The organism is Streptomyces sp. 891-h, from assembly GCF_022760275.1.
In the GTDB taxonomy this organism is placed as follows: domain Bacteria; phylum Actinomycetota; class Actinomycetes; order Streptomycetales; family Streptomycetaceae; genus Streptomyces; species Streptomyces spirodelae.
On record NZ_CP050693.1, the window covers coordinates 5,927,565 to 5,951,409 of the forward strand.

Sequence of the window (23,845 nt, forward strand, 5' to 3'; positions counted from 1 at the left end):
GCGCCGCTGCTCCGATCATGCGCTGTTCAACCGCCGGTCCGAGCTTAAGCCCGTACGCGCTTCAGTCGGCCTCGGACGGAGTGAGCCTGATCACGATCGACTTGCTGGCGGGGGTGTTGCTCGTGTCCGCCGTCGCGTCGAGCGGCACCAGGACATTGGTCTCCGGGTAGTACGCGGCAGCGCATCCGCGCGCAGTGGGGTAGTGCACGACGCGGAAGCCGCGCGCCACCCGCTCCCGGCCGTCGCTCCACTCGCTGGTCAGGTCGGCGTACGACCCGTCCGCGAGCCCGTGAGCCGCCGCGTCCTCCGGGTGGACGAGCACCACGCGGCGGCCGTTCTTGATGCCCCGGTAGCGGTCGTCGAGCCCGTAGACGGTGGTGTTGTACTGGTCGTGCGAGCGCAGCGTCTGCAGCAGAAGCCGTCCTTCGGGCACGCGGGGGTGCTCCACGGGCGCTGCGGTGAAGTTGGCCTTTCCGGTCGCGGTGGGGAAGTGCCGCTCGTCGCGGGGCGCGTGCGGCAGCGCGAATCCCCCGGGGCGCGCCACCTTGGCGTTGAAGTCCTCGAAGCCCGGTACCACGCGGGCGATCCGGTCGCGGATCAGCCCGTAGTCGCCCTCGAACTCCTCCCAGGGGGTGGTGGAGGAGTCGCCCAGCACGGCGCGTGCCAGCCGCGCGACGATGGCGGGCTCGGACAGCAGCTGACCGCTCGCGGGGGCGAGCCGTCCCCGCGAGGCGTGCACCATGCCCATGGAGTCCTCGACGGTGACGAACTGGTCGCCGCCCCGCTGGGTGTCCCGCTCGGTGCGGCCCAGCGTCGGCAGGATCAGCGCCCGTGCGCCCGTCACACAGTGCGAGCGGTTGAGCTTGGTGGACACGTGCACGGTCAGCCGCGCGCGGCGCATCGCCGCCTCGGTCACCTCGGTGTCGGGCGAGGCGGCCACGAAGTTGCCGCCCATCGCGAAGAACACCTTCGCCTGCCCGTCGCGCATCGCGCGGATGGCCCGTACGACGTCGTAGCCGTGCTCGCGCGGCGGGGCGAAGCCGAACTCCCTCTCCAGCGCGTCCAGGAAGGCGGGCGCGGGCCGCTCGAAGATGCCCATGGTGCGGTCGCCCTGCACATTGCTGTGCCCGCGCACCGGGCAGACCCCGGCGCCGGGGCGGCCGATGTTGCCCCGCAGCAGCAGGAAGTTGACCACTTCGCGGATGGTGGGCACCGCGTGCTTGTGCTGGGTGAGGCCCATCGCCCAGCACACCACCGTGCGCCGCGAGGCCAGCACCATGTCCAGGGCGCGCTGGATCTCGCCGCGCTCCAGCCCGGTGGCGGCCCGCGTCGCCTCCCAGTCGCCGGTGCAGGCCGCCGCGAACTCCTCGAAGCCGTGCGTGTACTCCCGTACGAAGTCCTCGTCGACAGCGTTGTGCTCCAGGATCAGGCGGTTCAGCTCCCGGAAGAGCGCCTGGTCCCCGCCGAGCCGGATCTGCAGGAACAGATCGGTCAGCGGGGTGCCGGCCGCGGCCAGTCCCTTGGGGGTCTGCGGGTTCTTGAACCGCTCCATGCCCGCCTCGGGCAGCGGATTGACGGTGATGATCTTCGCGCCGTTCGCCTTGGCCTTCTCCAGCGCGGAGAGCATCCGCGGGTGGTTGGTGCCCGGGTTCTGCCCGGCGACGATGATCAGGTCGGCCTGGTACAGGTCCTCCAGCAGCACGCTGCCCTTGCCGACGCCGAGGGTCTCGGTCAGTGCGGAGCCCGACGACTCATGGCACATGTTGGAGCAGTCCGGCAGGTTGTTGGTGCCGAACTCGCGGGCGAACAGCTGGTAGAGGAAGGCGGCCTCGTTGCTGGTGCGGCCCGAGGTGTAGAAGACCGCCTCATCGGGTGACGTGAGCGCCTTCAGCTCCTCGGCGATCAGCGCGAAGGCGTCGTCCCAGCCGATCGGCTCGTACCGCTCCCCGCCCTCGGGCAGAAACATCGGTTCGGTCAGTCGCCCCTGCTGCCCCAGCCAGTATCCGGACCGCCCGGCGAGGTCGGCCACCGGGTGCGCGGCGAAGAAGTCGCGGGTGACCCGGCGCGTGGTGGCCTCCTCGGCAACCGCCTTGGCGCCGTTCTCGCAGAACTCCGCCGCGTGCCGCTTGTCACCCTCGGGCCATGCGCAGCCCGGACAGTCGAAGCCGTCCTTCTGGTTGACGCGCAGCAGTGTCAGCGCGGTCCGCTTGACCCCCATCTGCTGCCGCGCCATCCGCAGCGAGTGCGCGACGGCGGGCAGCCCGGCCGCGGCATGCTTCGGTGCCGCCACCTGGGGCGCGTCCTGAACCGGGTCACTGGAGGGAGCCTTGCGCGTCATAACCCCTGATGGTGCCACCTGTGCCGCTGTGCGGGCAGGGGGGAGCGCCCACCGGTCGCCGGCCGAATCGTGCCCAGACCGCGACGCTCCGTATCCGGCATGGTGCCGCGCCGCACCGTTGTCAGTGCCGCATGCGAGGATCGGCACCGTGGCTAAGAAGGCAGCACCGAAGACGGCACCCAAGGCAACCCCGCAGGACGAGGGCGGCGAGGAGCAGCCCCGCCTGATGCTCATGGACGGGCACTCCCTCGCGTATCGCGCGTTCTACGCGCTGCCCGCGGAGAACTTCAACACCACCACGGGGCAGCCCACCAACGCGATCTACGGCTTCACGTCCATGCTGGCGAACACCCTGCGTGATGAGGCCCCCACCCACTTCGCCGTCGCCTTCGACGTCTCCCGCAAGACCTGGCGCTCGGAGCAGTTCGCGGAGTACAAGGCGAACAGATCCAAGAGCCCGGACGAGTTCAAGGGCCAGGTGGAGCTGATCGGCGAGCTGCTCGACGCCATGCGGGTACGCCGCTACGCGGTCGACGGCTACGAGGCGGACGACGTCATCGCCACGCTCGCCACCCAGGCGGAGGCCGAGGGCTTCAAGGTCTCCATCGTCACCGGCGACCGGGACACCTTCCAGCTCGTCAGCGACAACGTCACGGTGCTGTACCCGACCAAGGGCGTCTCGGAGCTGACCCGCTTCACCCCCGAGAAGGTGCGGGAGAAGTACGGCCTTTCCCCGGAGCAGTATCCGGACTTCGCCGCGCTGCGCGGCGACCCCTCGGACAACCTGCCGGGCATCCCCGGCGTCGGGGAGAAGACGGCGACCAAGTGGATCAACCAGTTCGGCTCCCTCGCCGAGCTGGCCGAGCGGGTGGAGGAGGTCAAGGGCAAAGCGGGCGACAACCTGCGAGCGCATCTGGAGTCGGTGCTGCTCAACCGCCGGCTGACCGAGCTGGTCCGCGACGTGGCGCTGCCCGACCGCCCCGAGGACCTGGTCCGCGCCCCCTACGACCGTGACGCGCTCGCCGTCGTCCTGGACACCCTGGAGTTCCGCCACCAGAACTTCCGCGACCGCCTCTTCGGCGTCGACCCGGGCACGGCGGCGCAGGCCGAGGAGCCGCCCGAGGGGGACGGCATCGAGCTGGACGGCACGGTCGCCGGGCCCGGTGAGCTCGCCCCCTGGCTGGAGCAGCACGGCGCCGCGACGCTCGGCGTGGCCACCGTGGACGTCTGGAAACAGGGCAGCGGCAGCGTCAGCGAGATCGCGCTGGCCACCGGCACGGGCCCGGCCGTCCGGTTCGACCCGGCCGAGCTGACCGAGGGCGACGAGCGCGCGTTCGCCGCCTGGCTCGCCGACTCCGGCCGCCGCAAGGTGATGCACGACGCCAAGGCGCTGATGCGGGTCTTCGCCGACCACGGCTGGCAGGTGGACGGCGTATGGATGGACACCGCGCTCGCCGCCTATCTGGACAAGCCGGGCCGGCGCTCCTTCGCGATGGACGCGCTGTCCGTCGAGTACCTGGGCCGCGAGCTGGGCCTCACGGCCGAGGCCGACGGACAGCTCGCGCTCGGGGTGGACGAACAGGCCGAGGCCCAGGCCCTGATGATCAAGGCGCGCACCATTCTCGACCTGGGCGGCGCCTTCGAGCAGCGCCTCGAGCAGGTGGGCGCCGCCGATCTGCTGCGCGAGCTGGAGCTGCCCACCTCCGAGGTGCTGGCCCGGATGGAGCGCGCGGGCATCTGCGCGGACCGCGAGTGGCTCACCGGCCTCGAGCAGCAGTTCGCCGACGCGGTGCAGCAGGCCGTCGCCGAGGCGCACGCCTCGGTGGGCCACGAGTTCAATCTGGGTTCGCCCAAGCAGCTCCAGGAGGTGCTCTTCGGCGAGCTGGGCCTGCCCAAGACGAAGAAGACCAAGACGGGGTACACGACGGACGCGGACGCGCTGGCCTGGCTGGCTGCGCAGACCGAGCACGAGCTGCCGGTGATCATGCTGCGCTACCGCGAGCAGCAGAAGCTGCGCACCACGGTGGAGGGTCTGATCAAGACCATCGCGCCCGACGGCCGTATCCACACCACCTTCAACCAGACGGTGGCCGCCACCGGCCGCCTCTCGTCCACGGACCCGAACCTGCAGAACATCCCGATCCGCACGGACGAGGGCCGCGCCATCCGCCGCGGCTTCCGCGTCGGCGAGGGCTTCGAGTCGCTGATGACGGCCGACTACAGCCAGATCGAGCTGCGGGTGATGGCGCACCTGTCCGAGGACGAGGGCCTGATCGAGGCGTTCACCTCCGGCGAGGACCTGCACGACACGGTCGCTGCGCAGGTCTTCGGCGTCGAGAAGAGCGCTGTCGACGCGGAGATGCGCCGCAAGATCAAGGCGATGTCCTACGGGCTGGCGTACGGGCTCTCGGCGTTCGGGCTCTCGCAGCAGCTGGGGATCACCCCGGACGAGGCGCGGAAGCTGATGGACACCTACTTCGAGCGCTTCGGCGGGGTGCGCGACTATCTGCACCGCACCGTGGAGGAGGCCCGCGCCACCGGCTACACCCACACGATCATGGGCCGGCGCCGCTATCTGCCCGATCTGACCAGCGACCACCGGCAGCGCCGCGAGATGGCCGAGCGGATGGCGCTCAACGCGCCGATCCAGGGCACCGCGGCCGACATCGTCAAGGTCGCCATGCTCAAGGTCGACGCGGCGCTGCGCGCCGCCCGGCTGCGCTCCCGGATGCTGCTCCAGGTGCACGACGAGATCGTGCTGGAGATCGCCCCGGGGGAGCGGCAGCAGGTCGAGAAGCTGGTCCGCTCCGAGATGTCCACCGCCGTCGGACTGCGGGCGCCGCTGGATGTGTCCGTGGGCGTCGGCCTGGACTGGGAGTCGGCGGCGCACTGAGCGCCGCAGCGGTGCGGGGCAGGGGTGCCTGGAAGGCCGACCGGGTGCCCCAGCGGGCGTTCCCACAAGGGACGTTGGGGAAACAAGGGGCGAACACCGGGAAAACCGGCCACAAAAGCGGGTCAGAAGCCTCCGAAGTGTCCGAGAGCCGCTGACTTGGGGGCTGACTCTGCCGTAAGGTCACGGTGATTGCGTCCGAAGGGGAGAGGACGGGGACTGACCTATGGCGCGAAACCGGGGCAGGCACGCCGCGCAGCGGGCGGCCACCACAGCGGCGGGACACCGACGCCGCGGCGGGCTTCGCAGCAGCAGATACCGCAGGGGCCTGGGCGGTACAGCGATCGCGGCCGTCGTCATGGCGGCGCTGACCGCCTCCCAGGCGCCCGGTGTGGAACTCGGCGGCGACCACGGCAAGGGCCGCTCGGACGCCGCGAGCGACCCGGCACCCGGTGACGACAGCTACGAGACGGAGCTGCCGCCGCTGGAGTCCCCGCGCCCGCCCGGTACCTCCGAGCCCGGCGGTACCGGCGACAAGTCCGGTATACCCGCCTCGGTGCTGGCCGCCTACAAGAAGGCCGCCGAGTCGCTGGCCTCCCGCACGCCCGGCTGCGGCCTGCGCTGGGAGCTGCTGGCGGGCATCGGCAAGGTCGAGTCGGGCCACGCGCGCGGCGGCGCCGTCGACAAGGACGGCACGACGCTGCGGCCCATCCTCGGCCCGGTCCTCAACGGCCAGGGCTTCGCCAGTATCAAGGACACCGACGGGGGCAAGTGGGACGGCGACACCAGCTACGACCGGGCGGTCGGCCCGCTGCAGTTCATCCCCGGCACCTGGAACCGCTGGGGCGCCGACGGCAACGGCGACGGCCGCAAGGACCCCGACAACATCCATGACGCGGCACTCGCGGCGGGCGACTACCTGTGCGCGGGCGGCCGTGATCTGTCGTCGGACGCGGACCTGGACCGGGCCATCCTCAGCTACAACAACTCGAGCGACTACCTGCGCACCGTGCTGGCCTGGTACGAGTTCTACCGCAAGGGCACCCACTCGGTGCCGGACCGCGAGCTGTCGGTGCTGCCCACCACGCCCGGCGTGGGCGAGCCCGGCGGCTCGGACAAGAGGGCGCCGGAGCGCGGCGGAAAGAGTCCCGGCAAGGGCGGCAACGGCCACGACAAGCCGCACAAGCCGAGCAAGCCGAGCAAGCCGAGCAGGCCCGGCAACCCGGGCGGCGGCCCCGGCGGGGGCGGCAACCCCGGCGGCCCCGACAAGCCCGGCCCCAGCCCGGAGCCGACGAAGCCGCACGCCATCGAGCGGGTCGGCGCCGGAAAGTTCACCGCGATGGCCGGCGAGAAGTTCGTGGCGCGCCCCGCGGTCAAGGCCGAGACCTCCAAGGGCAAGGGCGTCAAGGGCGTCAAGGTCCGCTTCGAGATCCGCGGCGACACCGAAGCGAGGTTCGAGGGCGGCGTCAGGACAGTGGACGTCACCACCGGCGCGGACGGTGTCGCCACGGCGCCCACCCTGGACGCGGGCGGAAAGGCGGGCTCCTTCACCGTGCGCGCGACGGCCCCGGGCAAGGACCTGGGCACCGTCGACTTCGCCGCCTCGGTCACCGCGCCGCAGGCCGACAAGCTGACCCGCACCAGCGATGCGGTGCTGGAGGCCGCCGAGAACACGAAGTTCGCCCAGGCCGTGGAGGTCAAGGCCACCCGCAAGGGCAAGGCGGTCGCGAACACCCCCTTGACGGCCACGCTGGACGACACGGACAAGGGCCCGTACTTCAAGGACGCAAAGGGTAACCCCGTCCGCAGCCTCGCGGGGCTCGAGACGGACAGCCGGGGCATCGTCAAGCTGCCCGACCTCTTCGCCGACGACCAGCCCGGCACCTACACGCTCACGCTCAAGGCCGACGGCGGCGCCACCCTCGAGGTGACGCTCACCATCAAGGGCTGAGCGCGACGGCTCTCCACCGCCCCCGGCGCCGAAGCGCCGGGGGCGGTGCTCTGTGCGGGGCCGGCCTTCCCGGCCCGGAATCAGCGACGCACGGTTCCCACCCCACGCGCGCGTTGCTACGGTACGACCGCAGAATTGACGGGGCGTCAGCTGAAGTGCCACCGAGAAGAGGTGAAGCCGGCGCATGCGTGCCCTCATCGCCGCCGGGGTCGGACTGGCCGCCGCGCTCGCGCTCGTCCTCGCGGTCACCGCGATCGGCGCCCCGCCCGGTGAGACCTCCGAGAAACCGCTGCGCACCACCGTCCCCGCGCACCCCTAGCAGCAGGCAGGAGGCAGCATGCGCAGGAGAGCGAGCCTGGTCCTCCTGGCCTTCGCGGTGTTCTTCGCCGCGCTCTCGCCCCTGATCCGCTGGTACGCCTTCCCGCGCCTGGCGAAGATCCCGCCCAGCCAGTACCAGGACATGGTCCTGGAGGCGAAGAACGCCACCCTCCTCGACTACGCCACCATGAAGTCGAAGAAGGTGCCCAAGGTCAGCATCGTGCAGACCCTCAAGGGCAATGTGGCGGCCGCCGAGAAGATCAAGGACCGCACCGGCCGCGACGTCGTCGTCTGGGACACCCTCAGCTATGTGGCCGACGACAAGGGGAAGATGGTCTCGCAGATCCCCGAGCGCTATGTCTTCGACGCCCACTCCCAGGAGCCCGTGCACGCGGGCGGCGAACATGTCGACGGCGACCCGGTACGCCGCCAGGGCATCGAGTACAAGTGGCCCTTCCTCACCGAGAAGCGCGACTACGCGTACTTCGACTTCCAGACCCGCACCTCGGCGCCCATCCACTACAAGGGCACCCGCACCGTACGCGGCATCGAGACCTACTACTTCGAGCAGACCATCCCCTGGACCAAGGTGAAGGTGCCCAAGAAGCTGCCGCTGGGCGCCACTCCCGAGACCGTCGAACAGATCGGCCTGGAGCGGTGGTACACCACCAAGCGGATGTTCTGGGTCGAGCCGGTCACCGGAGCTCCCGTCGACGGTCAGGAGATCCACAAGGAGGAGATGCGCTGGAAGGACCAGCCCGGCAAGAAGCCGCTCACCGCCTTCGCCGGGCATGTGAAGATGCGGCCCGACTTCCAGGACGCGACGGTGGACCTGGTCTCCTCACAGCGGCAGCTCGTGCTGATGATGACCAGCTATCTCCCCTGGGGCTTCCTCGCCCTCGGCGGCCTCCTGCTCGCGGCCTCGCTGGTCCTCGAAGCCCGCGCCCGGCAAAGGCTCGGGGAACTGCGCGTTCGACCACGACGACCCCGTGGCCCACGACGACGAGCAGGGGCACCACCTCACGAGACGCGAGGGCTCCTCGGGCTCTTCGTGCGCCGGGTGGGCTCGGCCGACGCCGGGTCCTCGGGCCATGGGTGCTTGGGGTACCGCCCCCGCAGCTCCGCCCGCACACCGCGGTAGCCGTCCGCCCAGAAGGACGCGAGATCGGCGGTCACGGCGGCCGGCCGCCCGGCGGGGGAGAGCAGATGCAGGAGCACCGGAACCCGCCCGTCCGCCACCCGCGGTGTCTCCCGCGCCCCGAACATCTCCTGGAGCTTGACGGCCAGCACCGGCTGGTCCGGCTCGTAGTCGACCCGGACGCGTGACCCGGACGGCACCTCGATCCGCTCCGGGGCCAGCTCGTCCAGGCGCGCCGCCTCGCCGGAGGCCCACGGCAGCATCCCCGACAGCACCTGCCAGGCGTCCATCCGCGCCAGGTCCGCCCGGGACCGCACCGGCCCCAGCCACTCGTCGGCCCCCTCCAGCAGCGCCTCCTCACCGACGTCGGGCCAGGGCGCACCCAGCGTCCGGTGGAGGAAGGCGAGCCGGTGCCGCAGCGCCACGGCACCCTCGGACCACCGCAGCAGACCCGTTCCGGCGCGCCGCAGCCCTTCCAGCGCGGCCTGGCGCAGCGCCTCGGGCGGCGGATTCGTCAGCGGGCGTACCGACAGCTGTACGGCGCCCAGGGACTCCACCTCACGCGCCACCACGTCCCCGCCCTGGCCCTGCCCCGCGTCCCAGCGCACCTCTTCGCGTACGTCGTGCAGCGCGCTCGCCGCCGCGAGGGCCCTCTCCTCGTCGATCGGCGCCGCCAGCCGCACCCGGGCCGAGGCGGCGCCCACCGGCCGGTCGGCCACGGCGACGGCGAGCCACGGCGTGCCGCGCAGCGGACTGTCCACGGGCAGTTCGGCGCGTGGGCCGCCGACCAGCAGATACGAGGTCCCGCTCTGTGCGCGCGCCACCCGCTCCGGCTGTGCCAGCGCGACCACCTGACCGACACCCTGCTCGTCGGTGACGCGGCGCGTCCGCGCCTTGCCCTTGCCGCTGTCGCCGTTCCCGCCGTTCCCGTCCTTTTCGCTGTCCCCGCCCAGCAGCGACCGCAGCCGCCGCACCTCGGCAGCCCAGCGGGCGCCGTACGGATCGTCCCGGCGCGCCGCCCGTGCCCGCCGCAGAGCCTCCAGGGCGTCGTCCCCGTATGCACGCGGCGGCTCCTCGCTCAGCAGCGCCACCGTCTCGCACGCCAGTTCGCTGCCGACCGCCGCTGCGCCGTCCAGCAGGGCGCGTGCCAGCCTCGGATGCACGCCCAGGCGGGCCATCCGCTGTCCACGCGCGGTCACCCGGCCCGCCTCGTCCAGCGCGCCGAGCGCACGCAGCGTGCTCCGCGCCGCGCTCATCGCACCCGCGGGCGGCGCGTCCAGCAAAGCGAGCCGCGCCGCGTCCGGATCTCCCCAGCAGGCGGCCTGCAGTGCGAACGCGGTCAGGTCGGCCACCGCGATCTCGGGGGACGGCTCCCGCGGCCGTCCCGCTTCCTCGCCCCGAGCCCAGCACGCGTAGGCGACCCCCGGCGCCTCGCGCCCCGCACGGCCGCGGCGCTGCTCGGCCGCCGCGCGTGAGACGCGGACGGTGGTGAGCGAGCCCAGACCGCGCGCGTGGTCCGTACGGGGCTCGCGGGCCAGTCCGGCGTCCACCACCACCCGCACCCCGGGCACGGTCAGGCTCGACTCGGCCACCGCGGTCGAGAGGATCACCCGCCGCTCGCCGCGCCCGGCGCCGGGGCTCCCGCTCAGCACTTCGTCCTGCACCCGCGCCGGCGCCCGGCCGTGCAGCGGCAGGACACGCGCGGGGACGTCGGAGAGCAGCCCCGCCACCCGGGTGATCTCGCCGACGCCGGGCAGGAAGCAGAGCACATCGCCCTCCGGTACGGCGGTCAGCGCCTGCCGGACGGTCGCCGCCACATGCCGCAGCAGCGCCGGGTCCACCCACATGCCGTGCGGCGGACGCACCCCCGCGGGCGGCGGCGCGTACCGGATGTCGACCGGGTGGCTTGTCCCCCGTCCGGGTACGACACGCGCCGAGAGCAGCCGCGCCCACGCCTGGCTGTCCTGCGTCGCCGAAGCGGCGATCAGCCGCAGCTCGGGCCGGAGCGTGGCCCGTACGTCCAGCAGGAACGCCAGCGCCGTATCGGCGTCCAGATGGCGCTCGTGGCACTCGTCCATCAGTACGACATCCACGCCGGACAGCTCCTGGTCCCGCTGGAGGCGCTGCAGCAGCACACCCGTGGTGACGACCTCCACGCGGGTACGGGCGCTGACGCGGCGCTCGCCGCGCACGGTGAAGCCGACGCTGTCGCCGGGTTTCTCGCCCAGCAGCCACGCCATCCGGCGTGCCGCCGAGCGCGCCGCCATCCGGCGTGGCTCGGCCACCAGGACGGTGCCCGAGGGCGCGCCGTCGCCGTACAGCCCGGCCAGGGCGAGCGGCAGCAGCGTCGTCTTGCCGGTGCCCGGCGGGGCGTGCACGACGGCAGCGCCGCACTCGGCGAGCGCTTCGCGCAACCGGGGGACGGCCTCGGCGATGGGGAGCCGGTTCAGCTGTTCGTCATGACGCGCGGCGATGCTCACGGCGACGCTCACGTGCGCGTGCAGACGAAGATCGCGGTGCCCGGGATCAGCCGTCCGCGCAGCGGGGACCAGCCGCCCCACACCTGCTGGTTCCATTCCGGCCACTCCGGTTCGACCAGGTCGTCGAGCCGGAAGCCGGCACCGGCCAGCTCCCGTACCCGGTCACCCAGCGTGCGGTGGTGCTCCACATACACCGTGCGGCCCGCGGCGTCCTGCTCCACGTACGGCGTGCGGTCGAAGTAGGAGGCGAGGACGGTCAGTCCCTCGGGTCCTGGCTCGTCCGCCAGGGCCCACCGCAGCGGGTGGGTCAGTGAGAACACCCACCGGCCGCCCGGGCGCAGCACCCGCGCCACTTCCGCGAACACCCGTTCGGGATCGGCCACGAAGGGGATCGCGCCGTACGCCGAGCAGGCGAGGTCGAAGGAGCCGTCCGCGAAGGGCAGCGCCCGCGCGTCCGCCTCGACCAGCGGGAACCCCGGCTCGCCGCCCTGTCCGTCGCCTATCCGCAGCGCGTGCTGGAGCTGCCGGTGGGAGAGGTCGAGGGCGACGGGCCGCGCACCCCGCGCGGCCAGCCAACGGGAGCACTGCGCGGCTCCCGCGCCCACCTCCAGTACATCCAGGCCGCGCAGCTGCTCCGCGGGCCCGAGCAGACACGCGGTGGACTCGTCCAGACCCTCCGGGCCCCAGACGAAGCGGGCGTCGCCGAGGAAGTCACCGTGGTCGTTCTGGTACTCGTCGGCGTTCCGGTCCCACCAGCCGCGGCTGGCCCGGCTGCTCTCCCGGCCCCCGGCCGGCCGCCGCACGGCGTCGCCGTCGTCCGGATCGCCCTGGTGATCACCGTGTGTCAGGGGAGGGACACCCCTGTCGACCTCGTGCTGTTGTTCCATTGCGCCAGTAGCCGTACTCTCGGTTAGCCGTACTCTCGGTCGAGGACCCCGGGCGGAGGGCCATCTGGCTGCGCGGAGCGGCGAGTTCTGCCGGTTATGGGGTGTTGCATCCCAGGTGTGCTCTTTCGCGCATTGACCATGCCCAGCGGCCCCCGTATGCTACAAGTTGCGCTGCGGGCCTGCGTGCCTCGGACGGAGCAGGCCGCGCTCGCATCGGCTGTATGTCCCCTCGGGTTCCCGGCTTTCCAGGCTCTCCGGCTGACTTGCATGTGGTGCGATCAAAGGGTCCTCGGCGTAGCAGTACCTACGACTTCATGTCCGTACCGGAGACCCTTTCCCACATGACGAGCAGCACCGAGACTTCCGCCACCACCCCGCAGGTTGCGGTCAACGACATCGGTTCCGAGGAAGCCTTCCTCGCCGCGATCGACGAGACGATCAAGTACTTCAACGACGGCGACATCGTCGACGGCGTCATCGTGAAGGTCGACCGGGACGAGGTCCTGCTCGACATCGGTTACAAGACCGAAGGTGTCATCCCTTCCCGAGAGCTGTCGATCAAGCACGACGTCGACCCCAACGAGGTCGTCGCCGTCGGTGACGAGATCGAGGCCCTGGTTCTCCAGAAGGAGGACAAGGAAGGGCGCCTGATCCTCTCGAAGAAGCGCGCCCAGTACGAGCGCGCCTGGGGCACCATCGAGAAGATCAAGGAAGAGGACGGGATCGTCACCGGTACCGTCATCGAGGTCGTCAAGGGCGGCCTCATCCTCGACATCGGCCTGCGCGGCTTCCTCCCGGCCTCCCTGGTCGAGATGCGCCGGGTGCGCGACCTCCAGCCGTACGTCGGCAAGGAGCTCGAGGCCAAGATCATCGAGCTGGACAAGAACCGCAACAACGTGGTCCTCTCCCGTCGCGCCTGGCTGGAGCAGACCCAGAGCGAGGTCCGCCAGACCTTCCTCACCACCCTCCAGAAGGGCCAGGTGCGCTCCGGCGTCGTCTCCTCCATCGTCAACTTCGGCGCCTTCGTGGACCTGGGCGGCGTCGACGGTCTGGTTCACGTCTCCGAGCTGTCCTGGAAGCACATCGACCACCCCTCCGAGGTCGTCGAGGTCGGCCAGGAGGTCACGGTCGAGGTCCTGGACGTCGACATGGACCGCGAGCGCGTCTCCCTGTCGCTCAAGGCGACCCAGGAAGACCCGTGGCAGCAGTTCGCCCGGACCCACCAGATCGGCCAGGTCGTCCCCGGCAAGGTCACCAAGCTGGTGCCGTTCGGTGCGTTCGTCCGCGTCGACGAGGGCATCGAGGGTCTGGTCCACATCTCCGAGCTGGCCGAGCGCCACGTGGAGATCCCGGAGCAGGTCGTCCAGGTCAACGACGAGATCTTCGTCAAGGTCATCGACATCGACCTGGAGCGCCGCCGCATCAGCCTCTCGCTGAAGCAGGCCAACGAGTCCTTCGGCGCGGACCCGACCGCGGTCGAGTTCGACCCGACGCTCTACGGCATGGCCGCGTCCTACGACGACCAGGGCAACTACATCTACCCCGAGGGCTTCGACCCGGAGGCCAACGACTGGCTGCCCGGCTACGAGAAGCAGCGCGAGGAGTGGGAGCGCCAGTACGCCGAGGCGCAGGCCCGCTTCGAGCAGCACCAGGCGCAGGTCATCAAGTCCCGCGAGGCCGACGAGCAGGCCGCGGCCGAGGGTGCCACCGGCGGCGGCGCCGGTGCCCAGCAGGGCGGCGGTGGCGGCGGCCAGGGCGGCGGCTCCTACTCGTCCGAGGGCTCGGACGAGGACTCGGGCGCGCTGGCCTCCGACGAGGCGCTCGCCGCGCTCCGCGAGAAGCTGGCCGGCGGCCAGAGCTGAACGCTCGCCGCTGAGGCGCAAGCCGAAATCGAGGCCCGCACCCCTTGAGGGTGCGGGCCTCGCCCCTTTCAGGGGTCCTTTGTGGGTCCATTGCGGGCCCTTCCCACGGCCGCCGCGCCTTGCCCGCCGCCCCTTTGTCTGCCGCCATCCCCCTCCCGCCGCGACGGCGGCGCACCCCCACGGCGTGTCCGGCGGTGCCGAGCCGACCCCAGGCTCCGCCCGTTCGGCCGCACCCATTGCCGTCGTTCGGGCCGACCGCCGGCGCGGCGGAAATGGTGCCGGCACCGCCGGAGGGGCGGCAGCCCCTCAGTGGGAGGGAATGCCTTGTGAGGCGGCGGCGTTGAGAGAGGCATGGCACACAAGCGGCGAGAAGCTATGTACGCGTGGGATCAGGCCGGCCTCGACGCTGTCGACGCGATCGTCGGGGAACCGGACAGTGCCGGCCTGGTGATGCTGTACCACTTCGAGGGCTTCATGGACGCTGGAGACACCGGCGAGCAGATCGTGGAGCGGCTGCTGGAGACCCAGCCCTACATCACCGTGGCGCGCTTCGACGTGGACCGCCTGCTCGACTACCGCGCGCGCCGCCCGATGATGACGTTCCGGCGTGACCGCTGGGTGGCGTACGAGACGCCCCGGCTGGAGCTGCGGCTGATGCGGGACGCGACGGACGCCCCGTTCCTGCTGCTGTCCGGCCCCGAACCGGACAACGAGTGGGAGGGTTTCACGGCGGCCCTCGGCGAGGTCGTGGAACGGGTCCGCGCCCGGTTGTCCGTCACCTTCCACGGCATCCCGATGGGGGTCCCGCACACCCGCCCGGTGGGACTCACCCCGCACGGCAACCGCACCGATCTGGTTCCGGCGCAGGGTTCCGTCTTCGACGAGGCGCAGGTTCCCGGCAGCGCTGCGGCACTGGCCGAGCTCCGGCTGGCCGAGAGCGGCCACGACGTCCTGGGCATCGTCGCCCATGTGCCGCACTACATCTCGCGTTCCACCTACCCCGACGCCGCGCTGGTCGTCACCGAGGCGATCACCTCCGCGACGGGCCTGGTCCTCCCTCAGGTCGCGCACGCGCTGCGTACGGAGGCGCTGCGGACGCAGAACGAGATCGAGCGGCAGCTGGCCGAGGGGGACGAAGAACTGGTCTCGGTCGTCCGCGGCCTTGAACAGCAGTACGACGCGGTGGCGGGCGCCGAGACCCGCGGCAACCTGGTGGCCGAGCCCGCCGAGCTGCCCTCGGCCGAGGAGCTGGGCGCCGTCTTCGAGCAGTTCCTCGCCGACCGGGAGGGCCAGCAGGGCCCCGGCCCCGACGGCGACCGCGGCCGCCAGGACTGACTCGGCGCGGCCCGGAGCACCGGATACCGTGTGCCGCATGGTGAAGGTAGGTCTGACGGGTGGGATCGGCGCGGGCAAGAGCGAGGTGTCGCGGCTGTTCGCCGAGTGCGGAGCAGTCGTCGTCGACGCGGACCGGATCGCACGGGAAGTGGTGGCGCCCGGGACGCCGGGGCTGGCCGAGGTCGTCGCCGAGTTCGGTGCGGAGATCCTGGCGCCGGACGGCAGCCTCGACCGGCCGCGGCTCGGCTCGCTCGTCTTCGCCGACCCCGACCGGCTGGCCGCGCTGAACGCGATCGTCCACCCAAGGGTGGGGGAGCGCTCGGCGGAGCTGGAACGCAGGGCGCTGGAGGCCGACGCGGACGCTGTCGTCGTCCACGATGTGCCGCTGCTGGTGGAGAACGGGCTCGCCCCGCTCTACGACCGGGTCGTGGTCGTGGACGCCAGCCCCGAGACCCAGCTCGACCGGCTCGTACGGCTGCGCGGTATGACCGAGGAGGAGGCGCGCGCCCGGATGGCCGCGCAGGCCGGCCGGCAGGAGCGTCTCGCGGTCGCGGACATCGTGATCGACAACGACGGTCCGCTGGAGAAGCTGGCCCCCCGGGTCCGCGAGGTGTGGGAGGAACTGCACGGCTGATCCCCGGGGATGCCTCGAGGGCCTGAGGGAATGGTCATGGACAGCCCGACGTTGTGCCGAGGCGAGAGCCGAAGGAAGGGCAGTGCTGTGACGAGCCCCGAGACGAACCTCATCCAGTTCCGCGCGGCGGAGCAGCTCCTGGAAGCCCGCGACGCACGCGGCGCGGTCAACCTCCTGGACAATGTGATCGAAGAACACCCCGAGCACCGGGGCGCACGGCTGCTGCGCGCGCGTGCCTACTTCCTTGAGGCCCGGCTCCAGTCGGCCGAGCAGGAGTTCCAGTGGGTGCTGGAGCGCGAGCCCGACAACGCGTTCGCGCACTTCGCGCTGGCCCGCACCCTGCAGCGGTCCTCCCGGGACGACGAGGCCCGGGCCCACTTCAAGCTCGCCGCAGCGCTCAACCCGCGGCCGGACTTCGTGGAGGCCGCGGGGTTCGACAACTTCGAGCCGCCCGAGCCCGGTGCGACGGATCTCGGCAACTGAGCGACGGGTACTGGTCACTGCTCGGTATTGGTCACTGCTCCTTCGCGCACTGCCCGGCCCAGCGGGCGAGCGTGGCGAAGTCGTCCTCGCGCAGCCCCCGCCTGGGGTCCACATGGTGGAGGAGAGCGGGCCCCGGGTGGTGGGCGCTCACGAACCGGCGCTCCCTCGCCGTCAGCGCGTCGTCCACCCAGGCGAACGGCCGCCCGGCGGCCCACGCCACCACATGCCGGGTCTTGAACAGCAGCCCGTCCGACTCCGGCACGAGGTCCTCGGGCCACTCGACGACGGGCAGCCGTGGCAGCCCCAGCAGCGGAGCGATGTACTCGTTCGCCTCGGCTGCCCAGGTCGTCGCCCAGACCAGCTCGTAGCCCAGCCCCAGCAGCCGCTCCCCGTGAGCCGCGTTCAGCCGTACGCGCAGCGGCCCCACCGGGCGCCCGGCCGCCTCCCGCCGCGCCACGTAGCTGGGCGGCAGCATCCGGTGGGTGCGGTAGCCGCGCGGACGGCGTAGCCCGCGCGCCGCGAAGGGGTTGAGCGGACCGTCGACGTCCAGCATGAGCAGCGGGCGCTGCGGCGGGTGGGCGGCCATCAGGGAGCCCCCGGCGCGGTTTCGGCTGCTGTCGTGGTTTCGGCTGCCGCCGCGACGGCCAGCAGATCGGCTTCCCGGCCGTGCGGGGCCACGAGGTGCAGGCCGACCGGTTCACCGGTGGCGGTCAGGCCCGCCGGGACGCTGATCGCCGGGTGCCCCGTGATGTTGAACGCCCAGGTGAGGGCGGTGCTCATGGTGTCTCCCGGCCCGTCGTGGCCGTGCGGTGGATTGGGGGTGGTGGGGGTGGCGAGCAGATCCACCTCGGCGAAGACCTGGTCGAGTTCGGTGGCGAGGGCGGCTGCCGTGCGGACAGCGGGCCCGGGGCGTGCCTCCTGCAGTGCCTCCTGGGGTGCCCCCTGGCGTATTTCTTGGGGTGTCTCTCGCGACGCCTTCCGCAGGTCGTCGCGGAGCGAGAACCAGCAGTCGGCCGGGTCCGGCAGCCGGACGGACAGGGAACTCGGGGCGAGGGCACCGGTTCGGACCAGGAGGTCGAGAAACGCCCGCGCCGTCGCCGCGACCGGCTGGCGCGTCTCGGCGAAGCCCAACGTCTCCGACCACGCCGTGCGCAGCGGGTGCGCCGGAGGCGTCGGCGGCGGTACGGCGGTGCCGGTGAGCACGGCGAGAAAGGCGGCGGCATCGGCTGCCGTACGAGCCAGCGGCCCGGGCACGCTCCGCCTGGCGCCACCGCAGGAGCGGTCCCGTGGGGGCAGCAGGCCGCCCGTCGGCTTCACGCCGAGGACCCCGCACCACGCGGCCGGGATCCGGATGGAGCCCGCGCCGTCGCTCCCGGTGGCGAGCGGCACCATCCCCGCGGCCACGGCGGCGGCGGAGCCGGCGGACGAGCCGCCCGGAGACCGGTCGGGGTCGTGGGGGTTTCTGGTGGGGCCCCGGTCGGTGGCGCCCCACGTCTGCCACTCGGTGCCCGCGCCGGGCGTCGCCGTAGCACCCATCGGTATGCAGCCCGCCGCCAGCAGCCGGGCGAGCGGCGGTGCCGAGAGGCGCTGGGTGGCCTTGACCGCCAGCGGCACTCCGGCGAGCGGCAGTCGCCCGCCCGCCCGGACAGCGCGGTCGACGGCTGCCGCGTGTTCCGCGGCGCGCCCGGGCCATACCTCGGTGAACGCCCGTATCGACTCGTCGACTTCCGCGATCCGGGCCAGGGCAGCCGCCGTCACCTCGCGCGCGGTCAGGCGACCCGCTGTCACTCCCCTGGCGATCTCGCCCGCCGACAGACGGCTGTACGCGGCGGGGCCCAGGGTTTCGCGACCTGGCGACGCGTGCGCGGCCAGGCTGTTCCCCCGCACCGGGCTCATCCCGTTTCTCCCCCCGCCGTCCAACCCCGCCGTCCGAGCCGTGCCGCGCACGCTCGCGCGTTCGAGGTCTCGTCTGCTGTGGAAACGGTACAACCGGGTGCGGTCTGGCGGGGCTGCCTGTGGGCGACCTACCGTATGCCGTATGGACGTTGACGCCGCCCTCACTCTCGTCTCCACCGCCGCGACGGCCGCCGCGGGCGGTGCTGCCGGCGCTGCCGGGCAGTCCGCCTGGGAGTCTCTGCTGTCACTTGTGAGGCGAGTGGGCGGTCGACGTCCGGACAGCCGGCCCGGCGCGGGAGAGCTGACCGCCGTCGATCCGGCGGACGGCGAGCAGGTACGCGTCCTGACCGGCTGGCTCGCCCAGCAGGCCCGGGCGGACGAGGAGTTCGCGGCCCTGCTGCGCGGATGGGCCGAACGGCACGCGCCCGCGCTGCGTGCCGAGCACTCCGAGGTCCACAACACGGTGTCCGGTGACGCCCAGGTCCACGGCCCCGTCGTCCAGGCCCGCGACATCCACGGCGGCATCACCTTCGGCTGACCACCACGGGCTGCCGCCCTCCCAGCCAGCCCCTCGCCGAGAGCTGTCGTTGCCGTGCCGTCCCGGCCGAGCTCCGCCGGTTTCCCTGCTGAGCACGGGCTGACCAGCAGGTCTCTTGATCGTCGGGGGGACTGTCAGTGGGCGCTCATAGACTCGCCGGCGAGGTTGCAGTCAGGAGTGCGGGAAGCGGTGCGGCTATGGGGTCAGGGAGTGGTGCGGACCTCCTGCGGTGTGCCGTGGTGTTTCTGCCGGGAGAGGTGCCCCGCCAGGGGAGAGTGGCGTTCTGGCGGGAGGACGGCGGTGAGCTTCCCGAGGCGGGGGAGCCCGGAGAGCTCACCGTGGTGCGCCCGCGCGGGAAGGCCGTGCGGCGGCAAGCCGTGGCGGCGCGCTGGATGCCGGTGCGGGAGGCGCTGCCCGTTCTGATGAGGGCGCGGACGGACGGGAGCGCGCACCCGGCCGCTGCCTGTTGGGGCGCGGCGGCGCTGCTCGGGCTGCGGCTGGTCGCCCGCGGCCGCCTGATGCCGGGGGTGGGCGAGGGGGACACGGACGTGTGGCGGGCCGGTCCGCTCGACGCCGAGGAAGTGGCCCAGCTGACCGCCGTCGCCGCCGCCATGCCCCCGGAGGCCCACGCGGTGCCCGCGCGGCCGGGCGGGGACGGGCTTGGCGGTGCCCGTGAGGGGCAGTCGGCCGAGGCCGGGTCCCGGCGGCCGACTGCCGGTCCGGTCCGGGTTCCGGAGCCGGAAGGGCTGGTGAGGGCCTTCCTGGACGCGGTCGCCGATGTGCTGCCCCGTACGCCTGCCGGGCCCGCCGCCACGGGACCGGCGTTCGCGGCCCGGGAGCCCCAGCGGCTGTCGGAGCAGTATCCACGGCTGCGGGAGTGGGCGGCCGAGGTGGCGGCGGGTACGGAGGCCGGAATCCGGATCTCCCTCCGTCTCGACCTGTCGGCGGACCGGATCTTCGACGGCGGACCGGACGCTGAGCCGACTTCCGCCCCGGACTCGGTCCCGGATTCGACCCCGGATTCAGCCCCGGCCCAGGACGAAGCCGCGCCCGCCGAGCCGTATGTCGCGGCGGCGGTCGTCCAGGCGACGAGCGCGGCCGACGCCACGCTCGTCGCGGACGTCGCGACGCTGTGGCAGGGCGAGGCGGAGTATCTCGGGCCCCGCGCCAGGGTCGACACCGTGCTGGCGGTGCGCCGCGCCGCACGCGTCTGGCCGCCGCTCGGCCGGCTGCTGGAGCGGCCCGCACCCGATGTGCTCCCGCTGACGGAGGAGGAGCTGAACGACCTGCTGGGGCGTACGGCCCGGGAGCTGGCCGCCGCCGACGTGGCCGTGCACTGGCCGCGCGCGCTGGCCCGCGAGCTGCTGAGCGCGACGGCGGTGGTGCGGCCGAGCCCGCAGGCACCTGGTTCGGCCGCCGACGGGTTCGGCTTCTTCAAGGAACAACAGCTCCTGGAATTCCGCTGGCAGTTGGCGCTCGACGGCGACCCCCTCACCGACGGCGAGATGGACGAACTGGCAGAGGCGCACCGGCCGCTGGTGCGGCTGCGTGACCAGTGGGTGCTGGTCGATCCGGAGCTGGTGCGCAAGGCGCGCAAGCGGCATCTGGGGCTGCTCTCGCCCGGCGACGCGCTGGCCGCCGCCCTCTCGGGCGAGGCCGAGGTGGACGGCGAACTGGTCGAGGCGGTGCCGGAGGGCGCGCTGGCGGCGCTGCGGGACAGACTCAGCGGCGCGGCAGGGCCCGCGGCCGAGGAGGCGGCCCCGCCCGCCCGGCTGCACGCCCGGCTGCGGGGCTACCAGCGTCAAGGGCTCGCCTGGCTGGAGTCGATGACCTCGCTGGGGCTCGGCGGCTGCCTGGCCGACGACATGGGGCTGGGCAAGACCGTCACGCTCATCGCGCTCCACCTGCGCCGTGCCGAGCAGGGCGAGACAGCGCCCACGCTGGTGGTCTGCCCGGCGTCACTGCTGGGCAACTGGCAACGGGAGCTGGCCCGGTTCGCGCCCGGTGTTCCCGTACGCCGCTTCCACGGGCCCGGCCGCACCCTGGAGGGACTGGGCGAGGACAGCGCGAGCGCACGGCAGGAGGCGGCCCGGAGCGCGGGCTCGGACACGGGGCGCGAGGCGGGGTTCGTGCTGACGACGTACGGCACGCTCCGCAGCAGCGCGGAGCAGCTCGCCGCTCAGGCGTGGGGGCTGGTGGTCGCGGACGAGGCCCAGCACGTCAAGAACGCCTACTCCGCCACGGCACGTGCCCTGCGCGGGCTCCCGGCCGCCGCCCGGATCGCCCTGACCGGCACCCCCGTCGAGAACAACCTCTCGGAGCTGTGGGCGCTGCTCGACTGGACGACTCCGGGACTGCTCGGCCCGCTCAAGACCTTCCGCGCCCGGCACGCGCGGGCCGTCGAGGGCGGCGAGGACCCGGAGGCGACGGAGCGGCTGGCACGGCTCGTACGGCCCTTCCTGCTGCGCCGTAAGAAGTCCGACCCGGGCATCGTCCCCGAGCTGCCGCCCAAGACGGAGACCGACCACACGGTCGAGCTCAGCAGGGAGCAGGCGTCGCTGTACGAGGCGGCGGTGCGCGAGAGCATGGCGCGGATCGAGGCGACGGAGGGCATCGAGCGGCGCGGCCTGGTGATGATGCTGCTGACCTCGCTCAAACAGATCTGCAACCACCCGGCGCAGTATCTGCGCGAGGGACCGGACGGGCGGCTCACCGGCCGCTCCGGCAAGCTGGGTCTGCTGGACGAACTGCTGGGCACGATCCTGGCGGAGGGCGACTCGGCGCTGGTGTTCACGCAGTACGTGGAGATGGCGCGGCTGCTCCAGACCCATCTGGCCGAGCGCCGTGTCCCCGCGCAACTGCTGCACGGGGGCACGCCGGTGGCGCGCCGGGAGGAGATGGTGGACGCCTTCCAGTCCGGTGAGGTCCCCGTCTTCCTGCTGTCGCTCAAGGCGGCGGGCACCGGCCTCAATCTGACCCGGGCCGGGCACGTCGTCCACTACGACCGCTGGTGGAACCCGGCCGTCGAGGAGCAGGCCACCGACCGCGCCTACCGCATCGGCCAGACCCGGCCCGTACAGGTGCACCGGCTGCTGGCTCAGGGCACCATCGAGGACCGTATCGCCGAACTGCTCGCCGCGAAGAAGCAGTTGGCGGACGCGGTGCTGAGCGGTGGTGAGGCCGCGCTGACGGAGCTGACCGACGCCGAGCTGGCCGATCTCGTCGCGCTGCGGAGACAGCCGTGACCGGCGGCGGACGGCCCCGGACGAGAGCACCGGGCAGCACCGACGAGAGCTGGGGCGGCGCATGGCTGCGCGCGATGGAGGGCGCGGCACGGGACACCGCCCGGCTGGAGCGGGGCCGCGCGTACGCCGAGTCGGACCCCGGGGCCTCCGGGGGAGCCCCCGGGGCCTCCGGGGGAGTGGCCGCTGTACGGGTGGGGCCCGGCCGCGTCACGGCGTATGTGCACGGCAGCCGCGCCCGTCCCTACCGCGCCGAATGGCGGCTGCCCGTGCTGCCCCAGGAGGAGTGGGACACCATTCTGGCGGCGGTCGCGGCCCGGCCCACGGCCGCGGCGGCGCTGCTGGACGGGGAGATACCGCACAGCGTGGCGGCCCTGGCGGGATCGGCGGGCGTGCGGCTCCTTCCGGAAGCGGACGAGCTGGTCCCGGTCTGCAGCTGTCCGGACCAGGGGCATCCCTGCAAGCACGCGGCAGCGCTCGGATACGAGACCGCCCGCCTGCTCGACGCCGATCCGTGGGCGCTGCTGCTGGTGCGGGGCCGGGCGGCGGAGGAGCTGCGGGAGGACATTGCACGCAGGAGCACACGCAGGAGCACACGCAGGGAGGCCGTACAGCAGGACGCTGCCTCGGGCAGCCGGAGCGGCGGGGACGGTGATGAGGGCGGCGCCCTCCCCCTGCCCGCCCAGCGGCAGTTGAGCAGCACCCTGCCCGCCGGGCAGGTCTTCGCCAACACCGTGCGGCCCCCGCTGCCCGAGCCGCTGCCGCTGCCGGAGGCGGCGGGCGAGCCGGGCCCGTTCCCGGAGCTGCCCGGCGCGCCCAGCGCCGACGCGCTCGCCTTTCTGGCGACCGACGCGGCCACCCGGGCCCGGCGTGCCCTGGCGGCCGCGTCGGCCACGGCGGACGGAGACGGCGACCCGCTGGCCGAGCTCTCGCTCTGGCACGACACCATCCGCCTCGCGGCCACCCATCCGCGGCTGACCGGACGCCGTACCCTCTCCTCGCTCTTCGCGGCGCTGGCGCGGTCGGCGGGCCGGGACGCGCTGGAGCTGGCCCGGGCCGCGGCGGCCTGGCGGCAGGGTGGTGCGGCCGGGCTCGCGGTGCTGGAGGCCGCCTGGGACCCGCCCGCGGGCGACTTCGACCGCGGGCGCAGCTCCCTGGCAGCCCTGGGCATAGCGATGACCATTCACCGCAACCACCTCACCCACGCCACCCGCCCCGTCCAACTCCGCTACGGGCGGGACGGCCGCTGGTACCCCTACCGGGCGGCGCCGGACGGGTCCGCACCTTCCGACGCACTCGACTGGTGGCCCGAGGGCCGCGCGGCGACCGACCCGGTGCAGGCCCTCACCGGACTCCGCGAGCTGTGAACGGCACTCCCCGCAACCCGGAACGCGGAACGCGGAACGCGGCACCTGCCTGCCCGCGCCACCGCGCCCGCGCCACCGCGCCCGCGCCACCGCGCCCGCGCCACCGCGCCCGCGCCATCGGGCCCGCGCCATCGGGCCCGCGCCATCGGGCCCGCGCCATCGGGCCCGCGCCATCGGGCCCGCGCGTCCGCTCCGGAAGGGGAGCGTCGCCCAGCGGGAGGCGCAGGGTGCCTGACCGGGCGAGTGCGCTCGCCGATGTGACTGTCATCACGGCCTTGCCGCGCGTATCGGTGTGCGGTTCGGTCGCCCTGGCGTCGTCGCCCGCCAACTCCTTTGCGCCTTCCGGAAGGTGAGGCTGCGTCGAGTGGGCGGGGTTTGACTGCTGATGACCGCTCTTTGACCTGTCCCGGCCCGAATCTTGGCTCATGCCCGTCAGATGCCGTCGGCCGGCCGCCCCAGCCGGGCGCTCCGTCACCTGTGGCGAGT

Annotated in this window: 15 protein-coding genes and 1 pseudogene; 11 read left to right on the forward strand and 5 right to left on the reverse strand. The window is 72.9% G+C overall.

All coding sequences use genetic code 11. The annotated features are described in order from the left end of the window. Positions 1-61: 61 nt before the first annotated feature. The gene (locus HC362_RS26030; RefSeq protein ID WP_243086576.1) at positions 62-2,338 is read right to left on the reverse strand and encodes an FdhF/YdeP family oxidoreductase; all 2,277 of its coding nucleotides are present in this window, start codon (positions 2,336-2,338) and stop codon (positions 62-64) included. 148 nt (positions 2,339-2,486) lie between these two features. On the opposite strand from HC362_RS26030, the gene polA reads away from it, so the two are divergent. From polA to HC362_RS26050, 4 genes are all read left to right on the forward strand, one after another. Continuing rightward, entirely contained in the window at positions 2,487-5,231 is a 2,745-nt protein-coding gene (gene polA / locus HC362_RS26035) for a DNA polymerase I (protein WP_243086577.1), read from the forward strand. Positions 5,232-5,454: 223 nt separating this feature from the next. Next, a complete protein-coding gene (locus HC362_RS26040) occupies positions 5,455-7,179 on the forward strand; it encodes a lytic transglycosylase domain-containing protein (protein ID WP_243086578.1) in 1,725 nt (574 codons plus the stop codon). Between the two features lie 184 nt (positions 7,180-7,363). Then, positions 7,364-7,498 carry an SPW_0924 family protein gene (locus HC362_RS26045; RefSeq protein WP_243086579.1) on the forward strand — a complete coding sequence of 45 codons (135 nt, stop codon included), beginning with the start codon at positions 7,364-7,366 and terminating at the stop codon, positions 7,496-7,498. Between the two features lie 18 nt (positions 7,499-7,516). Then, a complete protein-coding gene (locus HC362_RS26050; protein WP_243086580.1) occupies positions 7,517-8,638 on the forward strand; it encodes a DUF3068 domain-containing protein in 1,122 nt (373 codons plus the stop codon). On the opposite strand, the pseudogene hrpB reads toward HC362_RS26050, so the two are convergent. After that, a pseudogene (gene hrpB / locus HC362_RS26055) lies at positions 8,542-11,211 on the reverse strand (ATP-dependent helicase HrpB); the annotation flags it as partial. The gene HC362_RS26050 and the pseudogene hrpB sit on opposite strands and share 97 nt — an antisense overlap. Next, the gene (locus HC362_RS26060; protein ID WP_243086581.1) at positions 11,124-12,002 is read right to left on the reverse strand and encodes a class I SAM-dependent methyltransferase; all 879 of its coding nucleotides are present in this window, start codon (positions 12,000-12,002) and stop codon (positions 11,124-11,126) included. The gene HC362_RS26060 and the pseudogene hrpB, both read right to left, overlap by 88 nt. A gap of 341 nt (positions 12,003-12,343) precedes the next feature. Between HC362_RS26060 and rpsA the strand changes: the two genes are divergently transcribed. The 4 genes from rpsA (at position 12,344) to HC362_RS26080 (ending at position 16,316) form a co-directional block, all read left to right on the forward strand. Next, a complete protein-coding gene (rpsA, locus tag HC362_RS26065; RefSeq protein WP_243086582.1) occupies positions 12,344-13,864 on the forward strand; it encodes a 30S ribosomal protein S1 in 1,521 nt (506 codons plus the stop codon). A gap of 375 nt (positions 13,865-14,239) precedes the next feature. Continuing rightward, on the forward strand, positions 14,240-15,199 hold the full coding sequence (locus HC362_RS26070; protein WP_243086583.1) for a PAC2 family protein: 960 nt from the start codon (positions 14,240-14,242) through the stop codon (positions 15,197-15,199). 37 nt (positions 15,200-15,236) lie between these two features. After that, positions 15,237-15,833: a dephospho-CoA kinase gene (coaE, locus tag HC362_RS26075; RefSeq protein WP_243086584.1), complete on the forward strand. Its 597-nt coding sequence runs from the start codon at positions 15,237-15,239 to the stop codon at positions 15,831-15,833. A 36-nt stretch (positions 15,834-15,869) separates the two neighbouring features. Continuing rightward, on the forward strand, positions 15,870-16,316 hold the full coding sequence (locus tag HC362_RS26080) for a tetratricopeptide repeat protein (RefSeq protein ID WP_243086585.1): 447 nt from the start codon (positions 15,870-15,872) through the stop codon (positions 16,314-16,316). A 31-nt stretch (positions 16,317-16,347) separates the two neighbouring features. On the opposite strand, the gene HC362_RS26085 is transcribed toward HC362_RS26080, so the two are convergent. Together HC362_RS26085 and HC362_RS26090 are read right to left on the reverse strand one after the other, a co-directional pair. Next, positions 16,348-16,902 carry an HAD domain-containing protein gene (locus tag HC362_RS26085; RefSeq protein ID WP_243086586.1) on the reverse strand — a complete coding sequence of 185 codons (555 nt, stop codon included), beginning with the start codon at positions 16,900-16,902 and terminating at the stop codon, positions 16,348-16,350. Beyond that, positions 16,902-18,212, reverse strand: coding sequence for an amidase (locus HC362_RS26090; RefSeq protein ID WP_347568489.1), 1,311 nt, complete (start codon positions 18,210-18,212; stop codon positions 16,902-16,904). The genes HC362_RS26085 and HC362_RS26090 overlap by 1 nt, the downstream gene beginning before the upstream one ends. 142 nt (positions 18,213-18,354) lie before the next feature. Between HC362_RS26090 and HC362_RS26095 the strand changes: the two genes are divergently transcribed. The 3 genes from HC362_RS26095 (at position 18,355) to HC362_RS26105 (ending at position 23,359) form a co-directional block, all read left to right on the forward strand. Beyond that, the gene (locus HC362_RS26095) at positions 18,355-18,750 is read left to right on the forward strand and encodes a hypothetical protein (RefSeq protein ID WP_243086587.1); all 396 of its coding nucleotides are present in this window, start codon (positions 18,355-18,357) and stop codon (positions 18,748-18,750) included. 197 nt (positions 18,751-18,947) lie between these two features. After that, positions 18,948-21,995, forward strand: coding sequence for a DEAD/DEAH box helicase (locus tag HC362_RS26100; protein WP_243086588.1), 3,048 nt, complete (start codon positions 18,948-18,950; stop codon positions 21,993-21,995). Beyond that, on the forward strand, positions 21,992-23,359 hold the full coding sequence (locus tag HC362_RS26105; protein ID WP_243086589.1) for an SWIM zinc finger family protein: 1,368 nt from the start codon (positions 21,992-21,994) through the stop codon (positions 23,357-23,359). The genes HC362_RS26100 and HC362_RS26105 overlap by 4 nt, the downstream gene beginning before the upstream one ends. Positions 23,360-23,845: the final 486 nt, after the last annotated feature.